Annotated in this window: 14 protein-coding genes and 1 pseudogene; 11 read left to right on the top strand and 4 right to left on the bottom strand. The window is 68.9% G+C overall.

The features are described 5' to 3' along the window. Together RI841_RS08145 and RI841_RS08140 are read right to left on the bottom strand one after the other, a co-directional pair. On the bottom strand, positions 1–868 hold an 868-nt coding region (locus RI841_RS08145), incomplete at its 3' end, for a carbon-nitrogen hydrolase (protein WP_310705096.1). A gap of 203 nt (positions 869–1,071) precedes the next feature. Continuing rightward, a complete protein-coding gene (locus tag RI841_RS08140) occupies positions 1,072–2,127 on the bottom strand; it encodes an agmatine deiminase family protein (protein ID WP_310705095.1) in 1,056 nt (351 codons plus the stop codon). Between the two features lie 152 nt (positions 2,128–2,279). On the opposite strand from RI841_RS08140, the gene RI841_RS08135 reads away from it, so the two are divergent. Then, positions 2,280–3,521: a lipoprotein-releasing ABC transporter permease subunit gene (locus tag RI841_RS08135; RefSeq protein WP_310705094.1), complete on the top strand. Its 1,242-nt coding sequence runs from the start codon at positions 2,280–2,282 to the stop codon at positions 3,519–3,521. A gap of 7 nt (positions 3,522–3,528) precedes the next feature. Continuing rightward, positions 3,529–4,251 carry an ABC transporter ATP-binding protein gene (locus RI841_RS08130; protein ID WP_405000924.1) on the top strand — a complete coding sequence of 241 codons (723 nt, stop codon included), beginning with the start codon at positions 3,529–3,531 and terminating at the stop codon, positions 4,249–4,251. 63 nt (positions 4,252–4,314) lie between these two features. On the opposite strand, the gene RI841_RS08125 is transcribed toward RI841_RS08130, so the two are convergent. Further along, positions 4,315–4,857, bottom strand: coding sequence for a DUF2062 domain-containing protein (locus RI841_RS08125; protein WP_310705092.1), 543 nt, complete (start codon positions 4,855–4,857; stop codon positions 4,315–4,317). A gap of 131 nt (positions 4,858–4,988) precedes the next feature. Between RI841_RS08125 and RI841_RS08120 the strand changes: the two genes are divergently transcribed. Genes RI841_RS08120 through murB form a run of 9 tightly spaced genes read left to right on the top strand, consistent with a single transcriptional unit; the run spans position 4,989 to position 13,707 of the window. After that, complete coding sequence (locus RI841_RS08120; RefSeq protein ID WP_310705091.1) at positions 4,989–7,289, top strand: DNA internalization-related competence protein ComEC/Rec2; 2,301 nt, start codon at positions 4,989–4,991, stop codon at positions 7,287–7,289. A gap of 39 nt (positions 7,290–7,328) precedes the next feature. After that, positions 7,329–8,042, top strand: coding sequence for a MotA/TolQ/ExbB proton channel family protein (locus RI841_RS08115; protein ID WP_310705090.1), 714 nt, complete (start codon positions 7,329–7,331; stop codon positions 8,040–8,042). Further along, positions 8,039–8,461 carry a biopolymer transporter ExbD gene (locus RI841_RS08110; protein WP_310705089.1) on the top strand — a complete coding sequence of 141 codons (423 nt, stop codon included), beginning with the start codon at positions 8,039–8,041 and terminating at the stop codon, positions 8,459–8,461. Before RI841_RS08115 ends, RI841_RS08110 begins: the two co-directional genes overlap by 4 nt. Then, positions 8,461–10,197 (top strand): lipid A export permease/ATP-binding protein MsbA, encoded by a 1,737-nt coding sequence (msbA, locus tag RI841_RS08105; protein ID WP_405000925.1) that lies wholly within the window; start codon positions 8,461–8,463, stop codon positions 10,195–10,197. Before RI841_RS08110 ends, msbA begins: the two co-directional genes overlap by 1 nt. A 3-nt stretch (positions 10,198–10,200) precedes the next feature. After that, positions 10,201–11,208: a tetraacyldisaccharide 4'-kinase gene (gene lpxK / locus RI841_RS08100; RefSeq protein ID WP_310705087.1), complete on the top strand. Its 1,008-nt coding sequence runs from the start codon at positions 10,201–10,203 to the stop codon at positions 11,206–11,208. Positions 11,209–11,228: 20 nt separating this feature from the next. Beyond that, positions 11,229–11,438: a Trm112 family protein gene (locus RI841_RS08095; RefSeq protein WP_310705086.1), complete on the top strand. Its 210-nt coding sequence runs from the start codon at positions 11,229–11,231 to the stop codon at positions 11,436–11,438. Positions 11,439–11,447: 9 nt separating this feature from the next. Then, the gene (kdsB, locus tag RI841_RS08090) at positions 11,448–12,218 is read left to right on the top strand and encodes a 3-deoxy-manno-octulosonate cytidylyltransferase (protein WP_310705085.1); all 771 of its coding nucleotides are present in this window, start codon (positions 11,448–11,450) and stop codon (positions 12,216–12,218) included. Continuing rightward, on the top strand, positions 12,218–12,694 hold the full coding sequence (locus RI841_RS08085) for a low molecular weight protein-tyrosine-phosphatase (protein WP_310705084.1): 477 nt from the start codon (positions 12,218–12,220) through the stop codon (positions 12,692–12,694). Before kdsB ends, RI841_RS08085 begins: the two co-directional genes overlap by 1 nt. Then, entirely contained in the window at positions 12,691–13,707 is a 1,017-nt protein-coding gene (gene murB, locus RI841_RS08080) for a UDP-N-acetylmuramate dehydrogenase (protein WP_310705083.1), read from the top strand. Before RI841_RS08085 ends, murB begins: the two co-directional genes overlap by 4 nt. An 85-nt stretch (positions 13,708–13,792) precedes the next feature. On the opposite strand, the pseudogene RI841_RS08075 reads toward murB, so the two are convergent. After that, positions 13,793–14,115 (bottom strand): annotated as a pseudogene (locus tag RI841_RS08075) (hypothetical protein); the annotation flags it as partial.

The following is a 14,115-nucleotide window of genomic DNA, read 5'->3' as shown; positions in this document are numbered from 1 at the left end:
CGTCGATCCGGCGATCCCGAAGGTACGGCCAGATGCGTCGCACCTCCTCGCTGCGTGTCATGTCCAGCGTCACCAGCATGCGCTCGGGCTCCTCGCCGGCATGGGCGAGCAGCTCGCCCTGGGGGCCGCAGATGAAGCTGCCGCCCCAGAAGTCGATGCCCGGCGTTGCCCCGGACGGGTCCGGCTCGTGGCCGACCCGGTTGGCGACGATGACCGGCAGGCCATTGGCCACGCCGTGGCTGCGCTGGATCAGTGTCCAGGCCTCCTTCTGTCGCTGCTTCTCCGGGGTGTCGTCCGGCGGATGCCAGCCGATGGCGGTGGGGTAGAGCAGCAGTTCCGCGCCGGCCAGGGCCATCAGCCGGGCGGCTTCCGGGTACCATTGATCCCAGCAGACCAGCACGCCGAGGCGGCCCAGCGAGGTGTCGATCGGCGTGAAACCTTGGTCGCGGGCAGCGTCCTGGTCGCCGGGGGTGAAGTAGAACTTCTCGTAGAAGCCCGGGTCGTCGGGGATGTGCATCTTGCGGTAGTGGCCCACGCGGCCGCGATCGCGGTCATAGACCACCGCGGTATTGTGGTAGAGGCCGGGCGCGCGGCGCTCGAACAGCGACCCTACCAGCACGATGCCGAGCTCTTCCGCCAGCGCCGCCAGTCGGGAGCCGGTCGGCCCGTCGAGAGGCTCGGCCAGGTCGAAGACGTCGGTGTCCTCGGTCTGGCAGAAGTAGTGGGTGGCGTGAAGCTCCTGGAGCATCACCAGCTGGGCGCCGGCGTTTGCCAGCTCGCGGATGCCGGCCTCGCTCTCGTCGAGGCTTTTGGCCTTGTCGGGCCAGGCGGGCTGCTGGACCAGCCCCACCTGTAGATGACGGGACATGAATGAGTCTCCTCGTGTATCAATGCTCGAGGCTAACCCGGCGACAGATTTCCGAGGGAGCGCTACCGACGCCCTGCGGCGCTCTTGCGTCCTGCGCCGCTTGCAGGGCCGGTGCTGGCCATCCATGGCCAGCCCGTTCGAAGCAGTGCTTCTCACCCCTGGCGCAGGCCCCCCTCTGTAACCGGTCCCCGGCGCTTCTTGCTTCAGGCAACGGGTGTATCCTGGGTGGCCAGGCTGCCGGCGGGCAGCTGCATGGTCAGGCAGTGCAGGCTGCCGTGCTGGCGAATCACGCTCAGGCAGTCGATGGGGATGATGTCACGGTCGGGAAAGGCCTCGCCCAGGGCTGCGAGGGCCCCGCTGTCGGCGGCATCGCCATAGACCGGCACCAGCACGGCGCCATTGATGATCAGGAAGTTGGCGTAGGTCGCCGGGAGTCGGTGGCCGTCCACCGGATCATGACAGGCGCGCGGCCAGGGCAGGGGCACCAGTCGGTAGGGCTCGCCGTCGGCGCAGCGCAGGGCACGCAGCTCGGCCTCCATGGCGGCCAGTGCCGGGTAGTGGGGGTCGGCCGGATCGTCGCAGCGCACATAGGCCAGGCTAGTCGGGTTGCAGAAACGGACCAGGGTATCCACATGGCTGTCCGTATCATCGCCCTCCAGATGGCCGTTCGCCAGCCACAGTACCCGCGTGACACCGAGCTCCGCCTTCAGGCGTGCCTCGAGGGCCGTCCGGTCGAGACTGGCATTGCGGTTGGGGTTGAGCAGGCAGGCTTCGGTGGTCAGCAGGGTACCCTCGCCATCGGTATCGATGGCGCCGCCCTCGAGCACCAGGTCGCGGGCTTCCACCGGGCAGGCGAAGGTGCCCACATCCGCCAGGCGGCGCGTCAGGGTGTTGTCGCGGGCAGCCTCGAACTTGCCGCCCCAGCCGGTGAAGACGTAGTCGAGCAGGAGCGGCTCGCCGTCACGCGTTACGCCAAGGGGGCCATGGTCACGGGCCCAGGTGTCGTCGGCAGGAGCGACCACCAGCCTCAGGCGGGTGGGCTCGACGCCAAGGCAGGCGAAACGATGGGCCAGATGGCTGCGGGTCGCGGTATCCGGCACGGCGATCAGCACGGCCTGGTAGCGTGCGATGGTGACCGCCATGGTCTCCATGGTCGCCTCGATGCGTTCGAGCAGCGGGGCCCAGTCGCTGTGGGGGCTGGGCCAGGTGAGTTGCACAGCATCCTGGGGATGCCATTCGGGGAGCAGGCGATGGGCCATGGGCGGGTCTCGTGCTGGTCGTCTCGGGTCGTGCTGGCGCAATGTAGGCCGCCGCCGGCAATGATGCAATGATCGCGCAAACGGCGGGCGCCGGCGATGCAGCAGATGCCGAAAAACCGTACCATGGGCGCCCGCCGACAAGGAATGTGCTCATGTTCGATCGTCTACCCTTCCTGATCGGGTTGCGCTACGTGCGCGCCAAGCGACGCAACCACTTCATCTCCTTCATCTCCCTGACGTCCATGCTGGGCCTCATGCTGGGTGTCGCGGTGCTCATCCTGGTGCTCTCGGTGATGAACGGCTTCGACCACGAGCTGCGCACCCGGGTGCTGGGCATGGTGCCGCACACCAAGATCGAGGCGCCGGGCGGGCTCACCGACTGGCAGTCGCTGGCCGAGCGCCTCATGGAGCGCGAGCGGGTGATTGGCGCCGCCCCCTATGTCGAGCAGCAGGGCATGTTCTCGGTGAGCGGACGCAACGAGGGCGCCATGGTCATCGGCATCGAGCCCGAGTGGGAAGGACGGGTGTCGATCATCGACGAGAACATGCGCCAAGGGAGCCTGGGCGACCTCACGTCCGGCGAATGGAACATCGTGCTCGGCTCGATCCTGGCGCGCCGCCTGGGAGTCGGCATGGGCGACCGGGTGACACTGCTGGTGCCCGAGGCCTCGATCACTCCGGCCGGCGTCTTCCCGCGGCTCAAGCGCTTCACCGTTAGTGGCATCTTCAGCGTAGGCGCGGACCTGGACGCTTCCCTGGCCTATGCCCATATCGACGACATGCAGACCCTGGCACGTCTGGGTGATGCGGTGGGCGGCCTGCGTCTCGAGCTGGATGACCTCTTTGCCGCCGGCAGCGAGACCCGGGCGATCATTGATGAACTGGGGGCCGGCTACCGGGGGCTCGACTGGACCTATTCACATGGCAACCTCTTCCAGGCCATCCAGATGGAGAAGCGCATGATTGCGCTGCTGCTGACGGTGATCATTGCGGTGGCGGCCTTCAACATCGTCTCCACCCTGGTGATGGTGGTCACCGACAAGCGGGCCGACATCGCCATCCTGCGGACCATCGGCGCCACGCCGCGCTCGATCATGGGGATATTCATCGTCCAGGGGCTGGCGATCGGGGTGATCGGCATCCTGGTGGGCGTGACCCTGGGCGTGCTGCTGGCCTTGACCGTGTCGGACCTCATCGCCTGGGTGGAGAGCACTTTCGGTATCCATTTCCTCGATGCCGGGGTCTACTTCATCAGCAACCTGCCGTCGCGCCTGATCTGGAGTGATGTGGGCAATATCGTGTCGGCGGCCTTCGTGCTGACCTTCCTCTCCACCCTGTACCCGGCCTGGCGCGCCGCCCGGGTGCAGCCTGCCGAGGTGCTGCGCTATGAGTGAGACGGCCATGTCCCCGCGACAGGAGGCGGGTTCCCGGGCGGGACGGGTGATGCTCGAATGCCGTGACCTGACCCGAGTCTATCGCGAGGGACCGCGGGACCTCACCGTGCTGGATGGCCTGACGATGCAGGTCCTGGCCGGTGAGCGAGTCGCCGTGGTCGGTAGCTCCGGGTCGGGCAAGACGACGCTGCTTAACCTGCTGGGCGGACTGGATCGCCCGAGTCGCGGCGAGGTACGCATCGCCGGCGAGTCGCTGCTGGCGCTCAATGACGCGAACCTGGGGCGCTTCCGTAATCGCAGGATCGGTTTTGTCTACCAGTTCCACCACCTGCTGGCGGAATTCACTGCCCTGGAGAATGCCGCCCTGCCGCTGATCGTGCGGGGGCAGCGAAAGCGGGTGGCCGAGGAGCGCGCCTGTCAGCTGCTGGAGCGGGTCGGCATGGCCGAACGAGCCGATCACAAGCCGGGCGAGCTCTCGGGGGGCGAGCGCCAGCGGGTAGCCATTGCCCGGGCGCTGGTCACCGACCCCAGCCTGGTCCTGATGGACGAGCCCACCGGCAACCTGGATCAGACCACGGCGGCGAGCATCCTGGCGTTGATGGACGAACTGGCGAGCAGCGCGGCCTGTGCCTTCGTGATCGTCACCCATGACCCGGCACTCGCCGCCCATCAGGATCGCGTTCTACGGCTCGATGGCGGTCGCCTGGTGGAACAGGCAGCTGTCGACTGAGCTCGTGCTTCTCCCTTGGGTGATGCGGCCGACGCCAAGACGTCGGCCGCTGCCATGGCGGTCTCACTCTTTCCGGGCAGTCTGCCGGTGCCGCCGGCGTCGACGTGCCCGCGCCTTCCAGCTGCGCGAGACCTGCCAGCGCCACACCAGGCGAATCGCCAGGTTGGCCAGGGCGGCAATCGCCACGGCCGCGACCAGCGACCCCAGGGCCAGGGTCGGCAGAATGTCCACCAGTTGTTCGGCGATCCAGCGGGTGGAAATCCGTTCCGGCGCCTGGCGAACCGGCATGTCCAGCAGCCAGGCCCCCAGACGATAGTTGCCGAAGAAGATCAGCGGCATGGTCAGGGGATTGGTGATCCATACCAGGCCGATGGAGAGCGGCAGATTGCAGCGAACCAGCCAGGCCCCGAAGGCGGCTACCAGCATCTGGAACGGAATCGGCAGCAGGGCGCTGAACAGACCCACGGAAAAGGCATTGGCCACACTGCGTCGCGTCAGCACCCACAGCGAGGGCTTGCCGATCAGGTGGCTGACGAAACGCAGGGAACGTCGGCGCCTGAGGGCATCGGGGTGGGGCAGGTAGCGCTGCAGCAGTCGGCGCGACATTGACGAAGGGCTCGCGGCTTCGAAACCCGAGCTATTATCCATAGAAGTCGCGCGCCTCGCCATGATGCCTCCTCAACGTGGCCGCACACTGGCTGGGCGGGTTGCCATGCTTGTCGTTCAGGGGCGATGCCATGCAGTTGGGCTTGGCCATTCCCCTGGCATTCGCCGTGCTGGCCGGCGTGCTGGGGGGTCATCTTGCCTTGCCGGGGGCCATCGAGGTCCTGGCGGTCGGTCTGCTGGTCGTCCTCGCCGGGCGTCGGCCGCTTTTCGCGATAGGGCTGGTGGTGGCTGCCCTGGTGGCGGTCCAGCTGCTGATGGTGCGCGGCGGGGAGCTCGCGCCCGGGCTGACCCGACAGGACCTGCGGCTGGAGGGGCGTCTGGTCTCTGTGGCCAGGGACGCACGGCTGGCGCGGCTGACGCTGGAGGTCACCGAGTGCCGCCCCCTGGCGGAGGAGGCGCTGCCCGATTGCCGCGACCTCGATCGGGTCCGGCTCTCGCTCTTCGGCCCCCCGGCCATGGTGCCCGGCGAGCATTGGCGACTGGCGGTACGTCTGCGTCCGCCCTCGGGCTTCGCCAACCCTGGCACCTTCGACTATCGCGGCTGGCTGTGGCGGGAAGGCATTCAGGCCAGCGGCTATGTGCGCCGCGAGCCACCCCCTCGCCGCCTGGCCGTTGCCCCTTTCTCGCTGCGCCGACGGGCGCTGATCCATCTCGATGGGCAGGCCCTGGCGGCGCGCCATCGGCGTTGGCTGGCGGCCTTGACCCTGGGGGCGAGCGAGCGGCTGGAGTCGCGTGACTGGGACCTCCTCAATGCCACCGGCACCACCCACCTGATGGTGATCTCCGGGCTGCACGTGGGTCTGGTGGCCGCCTTCGCCTTGTGGCTGGCTCGGGGACTGGCGCGGCTGGCCACCCCCGGGACCTGGCGCCTGGCGGTCTGGCCCTGGTGGCTGGCGGCGGCGGCGGCGGTGGGGTATGCCGGCCTGGCCGGCCTGGAGCCCCCGGCACTGCGCGCCATGATCATGACCCTGGTAGGGCTCTGGGTGGCCAGCGGGCGCCATGCGCCCGGTCCCTGGCAAGCCTGGTGGCTGGCCCTGGCGCTCGTGTTGCTGACCGATCCTCTGTCGGCCTGGCGCCCTGGCCTCTGGCTGTCGTTCGCCGCCGTGGCACTGCTGATCCTCATCTGGCAGGGGAGGGCCCGTCCGCAAGGGGTGATAGGCTGGTTCCGGGCGCTGATCCGCTCCCAGCTGCTGCTGGCGCCGCTGATGGCCGCGGCGGTGCTGCTGGCCTTCGACCGTCTGGCCCCGGCGGCCCCGCTGGTCAACCTGGTGGCCGTTCCTCTGGTCAGCAGCCTGCTGGTGCCCCTGGGGTTGCTTGGCTGGCTGACGGCCTGGCTGCCACCGCTCTCGGCCCTGTGCTGGACCCTGTTCGGCCTGCTCGCCGACGCGCTGGTATCGCTGCTGGACCTGGCCGCCAGCTGGCTGCCCCTCTGGTTACCGGCCTCAGCGCGAGTGGGCCCGCTGGGGCTGGCCCTGGGCTTTGCCGCCCTGCTATGGGCGCTGCCCGGCCTGGTGCCACGTCTGCGGCTGGTCGGCACTGTCCTGCTGCTGGGGGTGCCGCTCGGCCTCTCCTCCTCGTCCTCGGCGCCAGCCGAAGGGCTGCTGCGGGTCCGGGTCCACGACGTGGGGCAGGGCCAGCTGGTCGAGCTGCGTACCGCTGGCTATCGCGCGCTCTATGACACTGGGCCGCGCTTCGGTTCCGGCTTCATGCCGCTCGGCTCACTGTGGCCGCCGGGCCAGCGCTTCGATGACGTCATCGTCAGTCATGCCGACCAGGATCATGCCGGTGGCCTGCCGGCCCTGCGCGAGCAGCATCGGGTGACGCGCTTCCTGGCACCGCCCAGCGAGGCTATCGAGGTGCCCGCCGAGCCCTGCACGGCCGGACGGGAGTGGCGACGCGATGGCGTGCGCTTCCGGCTTCTCTGGCCACCGGCCGAGAGTGGTGAACTCTCTTCCAATGATCGCTCCTGCGTGCTGCTGGCGAGTGTCGGCGATCACCATTTGCTGATCACCGGTGATGTGGGGCGTGATGTCGAGCGGCGCCTGCTGGCCGGTCTTCCCCCGACGGTGACCCTGCTGGTGGCGGGACATCATGGTAGCGCCACCAGTTCCGGCATCCAGATGGTGCGGCGCCTGGCAACGCGACATGTCGTCTTCAGTGCGGCGCGTGACAACCCCTTCGGCCATCCGGCGAGTGCGGTCGTGCGCCGCTTCCGAGATGTCGGCAGTTGCCTGTGGAGTACCGCCCGGGACGGTGCCGTGACCCTGTGGCTCGGCGGGGATGCCCGCCGGGTAGTCCGCACCGAGCGGCCGGCCGCCTGGCGGCACGGCGGTGTCGGAGGGGGCTGCCTTGCGTTAGAATCGCCTCACTGACTTCCGGCCTCCGGGCCGGTCACCTGCAGGGGGAACGGCATGGACATGATGGATGCCCTGATTGCCGGCGGCTGGCTGATGGTGCCGCTACTGGGCTGCTCGCTGGCGGCCACGGTCATCATCATCGAGCGGCTGTGGACCTTGAGGGCGCGTCGCATCGCGCCCTACGGTCTGGGGCAGGAGGTCTGCCGGCTGGTGGCACGAGGGCAGGTCAACCTCTACTGGCTGGAAGGGCACTCCCCGCTGGGCGGTGTGCTCGCCGCCGGACTGCGCAATGCTCGGCTCGGCCACGAGCAGGTGCGCGCGCGGCTACAGGAAGCAGCCACCGCCGTCATCCATGACATGGAGCGCTTCCTGAGCCCGCTGGGTACCATCGCCGCCATCACGCCCTTGATTGGCCTGCTGGGCACCGTGGTGGGGATGATCGAGGTGTTCGCGGTGATCGTGACCGGCGACGAGGCCAGCCGCACCGCCGACCTGGCCGGCGGCATCTCCCGCGCCTTGGTCACCACCGCGGCGGGGCTCACCGTGGCGATCCCGTCGCTGATGTTCCACCGCTACTTCCAGCGCCGGGTCGAGGATATCACGGTGCGCATGGAGGAGCAGGCCAGCCAGGTGGTCGAGTACCTCGCCCACTACCCGGGCGATCTGGTGCTGGCCGAGCGGCACGGTGAGGAGTCCCGGTCGGGCCAGCGCGGCGACGAGCAATTGGAGGCCGATGGTCGCATCGCGCCCAGGGTGAAGCAGCCGTGAGGTTTCCCCGGCGGCGACGCGACCCGGTGGAGGTCAATCTGACCCCGCTGATCGACGTGGTCTTCCTGCTGCTGATCTTCTTCATGGTCTCGACGACCTTCGAGACCCGCCAGGCGCTGGAGCTCGAGCTCCCCGAGAGTGAGAGTGGTCAGGCGATGGAGGCGGCGCCGGTAACCGTGGTGGTCACCGCCGCAGGCGAATACCGGCTGGGCGAGCGGGTCCATGCCGCCGGGATGTTGGGCGAGGCCCTGGCCGCCGAGGCCGAGCAGGCCCGCGAGCATGGCCTGGTGGTGGAGGCCGATGGGCGTGCCGCTCATGCCGACGTGGTGCGCGTCCTGGACCGTGCCGCCGGCTTGGAGATCCGACGCGTGCGTATCGCCACCGTGGCGGCAGCAACCCCTCAAGCGGAGAGACCGTGATCGAACATTCCGGCTGGACCCTCTACAAGCGCCTGCTGGGCTATGTGAAGCCCTACTGGCAGGCCTTTGCCCTGGCGATCCTCGGCTATGCCATCTATGCCGCCTCGAGCACCGCCCTGGCGGAGATGATGAAGCGGCTCATCGATGGTATCCAGAACCCTGATGCCGCCTTTCGGCTCTTCCTGCCGCTGTTCGTGGTGGGCATGTTCGCGGCCCGCGGGCTCGGCACCTTCCTCGGCACCTACTTCATGAGCAGCGTGGCCCGCAACCTGGTTCACGTCCTGCGCTGTGACGTCTTCAACCACATGCTGCACCTGCCAGGTCACTTCTTCGATGACCACTCCACGGGGCACCTGATCTCGCGGGTCACCTACCATGTCGAGCAGGTCACCGGGGCCGCCACCAAGGCGGTCACCATCCTGCTGCGCGAGGGGCTCTTCGTGATCGGCCTGGTGACCTATCTGCTGTGGACCAACTGGATGCTGACTCTGCTGTTCCTGGCCGTGACGCCGCTGATCGGTGGCGTGGTCAGTTATGCCAGCAAGCGCTTCCGGCGCATTTCGCGGCGTATCCAACGTTCCATGGGGGACGTCACCCACGTCGCTTCCGAAGCGCTCTCCGGCTACCGGGTGGTGCGTACCCACGGAGCCGAGGCATACGAGAAGGCGCGCTTTGCCGCGGCCAGTGAGGTCAACCGTCGCCAGAGCATGAAGGAGGCGTTGACCAAGGCCACCAGTACCCCCGTGATCCAGCTGCTGGTAGCGCTGTCGCTGGCGCTACTGGTGTGGCTGGCCATGTCGCCGACCCTGTTGGACGCGATGACCCCCGGCGAGTTCGTGGCCTTCGTCACCGCCGCCGCACTGATGGCCAAGCCGGTGCGCCAGCTTACGGAGATCAACAGCGAGATCCAGAAGGGCATTGCCGCCGCCGGGGAGCTCTTCGGCCTTCTCGAGGAGCCCCCAGAAAGCGACGACGGTACCCATGACCCCGGTCGCCTCGCCGGCCGGGTTCGCCTCGAGGGGGTGCATTTCGCCTACGGCAAGGATCAGCCCGAGGTGCTCAAGGGAATCGACCTGGAGGTGGCACCTGGTGAGATGATTGCCATCGTCGGTCGCTCCGGCAGCGGCAAGTCGACGCTGGTGGGCCTGCTGCCGCGTTTCTATCACCCGACCGCGGGGCGCATCCTGATCGATGAGGTGCCCCTGGAAGAGTTCCGTCTGCAACCGTTGCGCCGCCAGATCGCGCTGGTCTCCCAGCAGGTCACCCTGTTCAATGCCAGCATCGCCGACAACATCGCCTATGGTATCGACGCTCCCGATTCGGCAGCGATCGAGGCCGCGGCACGGGCCGCCCACGCCCATGAGTTCATCGAGCGGATGCCGGGGGGTTATGATGCGGTGGTCGGCGAGAACGGCGTGATGCTCTCCGGCGGTCAGCGCCAGCGCCTGGCCATCGCCCGGGCGATCTTCAAGGACGCACCGCTGCTGGTGCTCGACGAGGCGACCTCGGCACTGGATACCGAATCGGAGCGCCATATCCAGGCGGCCCTGGAGGAGGTCTGCCGGGGACGCACCACCTTCGTCATCGCCCATCGCCTCTCGACCATCGAGCGCGCCGACCGCATCCTGGTGCTCGAGCAGGGCGAGCTCGTCGAGCAGGGCAGCCATGCCGAACTGCTCGCCCGCGACGGGGCCTATGCGGCCCTGCATCGGCTGCAGTTCCAGGAGCCGGCCTGATCCATGGTGGGCCGACTCGGCGAACGTTGGCTGGCAGCCGCCTATCGGGGCGATGCCTGGCTCGTGGCCCTGCGCCCGCTGGAGGCCCTCTATCGCCTGGCCGTGCGGCGTCGCGCCGCGGCCTTCGCCTCGGGCAGACGGGCCGTCTGGCAGGCGCCGGTGCCGGTGATCGTGGTCGGCAACATCACCCTGGGCGGCACCGGCAAGTCGCCGCTGGTGGCCTGGCTGGCGCGCTTTCTCGCCGAACGGGGCTGGTCGCCCGGCATCCTCTCGCGGGGCTATGGCGGGCGCAGCGAGCGCTATCCACTGCTGCTGGAGGCCGACACGCCGGTCACGGCCTGCGGCGACGAGCCCCGCATGCTGGCGGATCAGACGGGAGTGCCGGTGGTGGTCGATCCGGACCGTGCCCGCGGCGCGAGGCGACTGCTGGCGGCAGGGTGCGATATCCTGATCGGCGATGATGGCCTGCAGCACCTGGCGCTGGGGCGTGACCTGGAACTCGTGGTCGTGGATGGTCGACGTGGCTTCGGCAACGGGCACTGCCTGCCGGCGGGGCCGCTGCGCGAGCCGCTGGCACGGCTCGCGGGGGTGGATGCCGTGGTGATCAATGGCGAGCCGGCCTTCGAGGCGCCGGCCGGGGCGCATGGCATGACCCTGGTGCCCTCCGCCTGGCGCCGCCTCGGCGACGGTGCGCAATTGCCACCCTCGCCGCCACCCTTTACCGGGCCGGCGCATGCCCTGGCCGGGATCGGTCACCCGGCACGCTTCTTCGCCACCCTGGAGGCGCTGGGCGTGGAGCCGATCCCCCACGCCTTCGCCGACCACCATCGCTTCACGGCGGCCGACCTGGCCTTCGCCGACCATCGGCCGGTGGTGATGACGGCCAAGGACGCGGTCAAGTGTCGCGAGCTGGCGCCCGTCGACAGCTGGGTCCTCGAGGTGGAGGCCCGGCCCGACGCCGCCTTCATCGACTGGCTGCAGGCGCAGCTGGTGTCACTCTCAACCCAATGAAACCCATCCGAGGGGGAGTCATGGACAAGGAACTGCTGGCGATGCTGGTCTGCCCGCTGTGCAAGGGCAAGCTGACGTACAACCGCGAGGCCGCCGAGCTGGCGTGTCGCTACGATGGCCTCGCCTACCCGATTCGCGACGGCATCCCGGTGATGCTGCCCGAGGAGGCCCGGGCGATGGACGTCGACGAGAAGCTGCACGACTCTCCCGGTCGCACCGGGGAATCCTGAGGAGGTCCCATGCAGGAGTTCATCGCCGTCATTCCGGCGCGCTTCGCCTCCTCGCGACTGCCCGGCAAGCCGCTGGCCGAGATTGCCGGCGAGCCCATGGTGGCCCACGTCTGGCGACGGGCACGGGAGAGCGCTGCCACCCGGGTGGTGGTGGCGACCGATGACCGGCGCGTCGCCGAGGCGCTGGCCCCCTGCGGCGCCGAGGTGCTGCTGACCGCCGCCGACCATCCCTCGGGAACCGACCGCCTGGCCGAGGTGGCCGAGCGGCTGGGGCTGGCCGATGATGCCGTGCTGGTCAATGTCCAGGGCGACGAGCCGCTGATCCCGCCGCTGCTCATCGACCAAGTGGCAGCGCGGCTCTTCGATGACCCCGACGCCTCCATCGCCACCCTGGCCGAGCCGATCAGCGACGTCGAGACGCTCTTCAACCCCAACGCGGTCAAGGTGGTGCGTGCGCTTTCCGGTCGGGCTCTCTACTTTTCGCGGGCCCCCATCCCCTGGGACAGGGACGCCTTCGCCCGTCGCCCCGAGCTGCTGGAGACCGATGCCTGGCTTCGCCACATCGGCCTTTATGCGTATCGGGCGAGCTTTCTCGCCGAGTACCGTGACTGGCTCCCCTCGCCGCTGGAGCGCCTCGAGCAGCTCGAGCAGCTACGCGCCTTGCACCATGGCCATGCCGTTCAGGTAGCCCTGGCCCGGGTGCCCCATCCGGCAGGCGTGGACACCGAGGAGGACCTGGCACGCGTCCGTGAACTGTTGCAAAACACCGGAGGTCACTGATGCGCATACTCTTCGTCTGTCTGGGCAATATCTGCCGTTCCCCCACCGCCGAGGGCGTGTTGCGGCGCCTGCTCGAGGCACGCGGGCTGGCCCATCGGGTGGCAGTGGACTCCTGCGGTATCGGATCCTGGCACGTGGGCAAGGCACCAGACCCCCGCGCCCGGGAGGCCGCTGCCCATCGCGACGTCGACCTCTCGGCACTGCGCGCCCGGCAGCTCGCGGCTGACGACTTCGACCGCTACGATATGCTGCTGGCCATGGACCATGACAACCTCGCGGCCATCGAGGCGCGTCGCCCGCCCCATAGCCGGGTACCGGCACGGCTGTTCCTGGGCTATGCCGGGCATCCTGACCGCGCCGTGCCCGACCCCTTCTACGGCGGTGACCGAGGCTTCGATGAGGTGCTGGACATGATCGAGGCAGCCTCACGGGGCCTGCTCGAGGAGGTCGAGGCGCACCTGGAGCCGGGGCCTTGAGCCTGGCGCTCCGCGCCCACCACGACCTTTCCCGGCACAATACCCTGGGCCTGCCGTGCCGGGCGGAGCGCTTCGTCGCGCCGGCCGGGCTCGACGAGCTGCGCGAGGCGCTTGGCCTGTCCCGGCGCGAGGGCGGACCGCTGACCCTCCTGGGGGGCGGTAGCAACCTGATCCTGCCGACATGGCTTCCGGGCCTGGTGGTCCATCCTGCCATGCAGGCCTGGTGGCTTGAGGAGCGGGGAGGGGAGGTCCTTGTCCATGCCGAGGCCGCCGTGGTGTGGCATGAGCTGGTCATGGCGCTGGCCGCCAGGGGCCTCTGGGGCACCGAGAACCTGGCACTGATTCCCGGGCAGTGCGGGGCCGCGCCGATCCAGAACATCGGCGCCTACGGCGTGGAACTGAGCGATGTCATCGAGGCGGTGCACCTGATCCATCTCGACGATGGTCGCGAGGCGGTACTCTCGCCCGCGGCGTGTGCCTTCGGCTATCGCGACAGCGTCTTCAAGGGGGCCCTGGAGGGGCGCGTGGTCATCACCCGGCTGGTGCTTCGCCTGTCGCGTACGCCGCGGCCCCGACTCGGCTACGGTGACCTGGCCAGCCGAGTGGGCGCCTCGCCAAGTGCGCTGGAGGTGGCCGAGGCGGTCTGCGCGATCCGCCGCGAGAAGCTGCCCGACCCGGCCGTGCTGGGCAATGCGGGCAGCTTCTTCAAGAATCCTGTAGTGGAGTCCGAGCTCGCCTCTCGGCTTCTGGACGAATACCCGACCATGCCGCACTTCCCCCAGCCCGAGGGTCGGGTCAAGCTGGCGGCCGGCTGGCTGATCGATCAGTGTGGGCTCAAAGGCTGGCGACAGGGGCATTTCGGTGTGCATGAGCGCCAGGCGCTGGTGCTGGTGCACTTCGGCGGTGGAACGGACGTCGAGCTGCTTGATTTCGCCGGGCGAGTGGTCGATACCGTGTGCGAACGTTTCGGGGTGATGCTGGAGCGCGAACCCCGTCTGGTCGTGCCGGACTGATCACGCCCGGTTATGCCCGGCCTCGATGCAACAGCGCCCGCAGCCATGGCTGCGGGCGCTGTCATTGGTACAGGGCAAGCGGGGCTCAGCCCTGCTTGTCCTCCTGGGCCTTGGCCGCCTCCTGTTCACGGCGGCGAATCTCCCGCGGGTCGTTGTGGGCGCGGCGACGGCGGCGGCTGGCGCGAGTCGTCTCGGCCTTCGCTTCCGGCTGGGGTTCGACAGCCTTCTCCGGCTTGGCGTCGGCCTTGGCCGGCTTCTTCTCGGCCTTCGGGTCTTGCTTGGCCTCGGTTGCCTGGCCACCTGGCTGCTTGGCCGCCTCTGACGCGGCCTTGGCCTCGGTGGGCTTCTCGGCCGGCTTCTGCTCGGCTTTCGGTGCCTCGGCCTTCGGTTCTTGCTTGGCCTCGGTTG

This window comes from Halomonas sp., from assembly GCF_031581305.1.
Lineage (GTDB): Bacteria > Pseudomonadota > Gammaproteobacteria > Pseudomonadales > Halomonadaceae > Halomonas.
This window is presented reverse-complemented; position numbering and strand designations above follow the sequence as displayed.

Coding starts and splice junctions, on each gene's coding strand:
- RI841_RS08140 (WP_310705095.1), bottom strand. CDS start 2,127: ATGGCCCATCGCCTGCTCCCCGAATGGCATCCCCAGGATGCTGTGCAA.
- RI841_RS08135 (WP_310705094.1), top strand. CDS start 2,280: ATGTTCGATCGTCTACCCTTCCTGATCGGGTTGCGCTACGTGCGCGCC.
- RI841_RS08130 (WP_405000924.1), top strand. CDS start 3,529: ATGTCCCCGCGACAGGAGGCGGGTTCCCGGGCGGGACGGGTGATGCTC.
- RI841_RS08125 (WP_310705092.1), bottom strand. CDS start 4,857: ATGTCGCGCCGACTGCTGCAGCGCTACCTGCCCCACCCCGATGCCCTC.
- RI841_RS08120 (WP_310705091.1), top strand. CDS start 4,989: ATGCAGTTGGGCTTGGCCATTCCCCTGGCATTCGCCGTGCTGGCCGGC.
- RI841_RS08115 (WP_310705090.1), top strand. CDS start 7,329: ATGGACATGATGGATGCCCTGATTGCCGGCGGCTGGCTGATGGTGCCG.
- lpxK (WP_310705087.1), top strand. CDS start 10,201: ATGGTGGGCCGACTCGGCGAACGTTGGCTGGCAGCCGCCTATCGGGGC.
- RI841_RS08095 (WP_310705086.1), top strand. CDS start 11,229: ATGGACAAGGAACTGCTGGCGATGCTGGTCTGCCCGCTGTGCAAGGGC.
- kdsB (WP_310705085.1), top strand. CDS start 11,448: ATGCAGGAGTTCATCGCCGTCATTCCGGCGCGCTTCGCCTCCTCGCGA.
- RI841_RS08085 (WP_310705084.1), top strand. CDS start 12,218: ATGCGCATACTCTTCGTCTGTCTGGGCAATATCTGCCGTTCCCCCACC.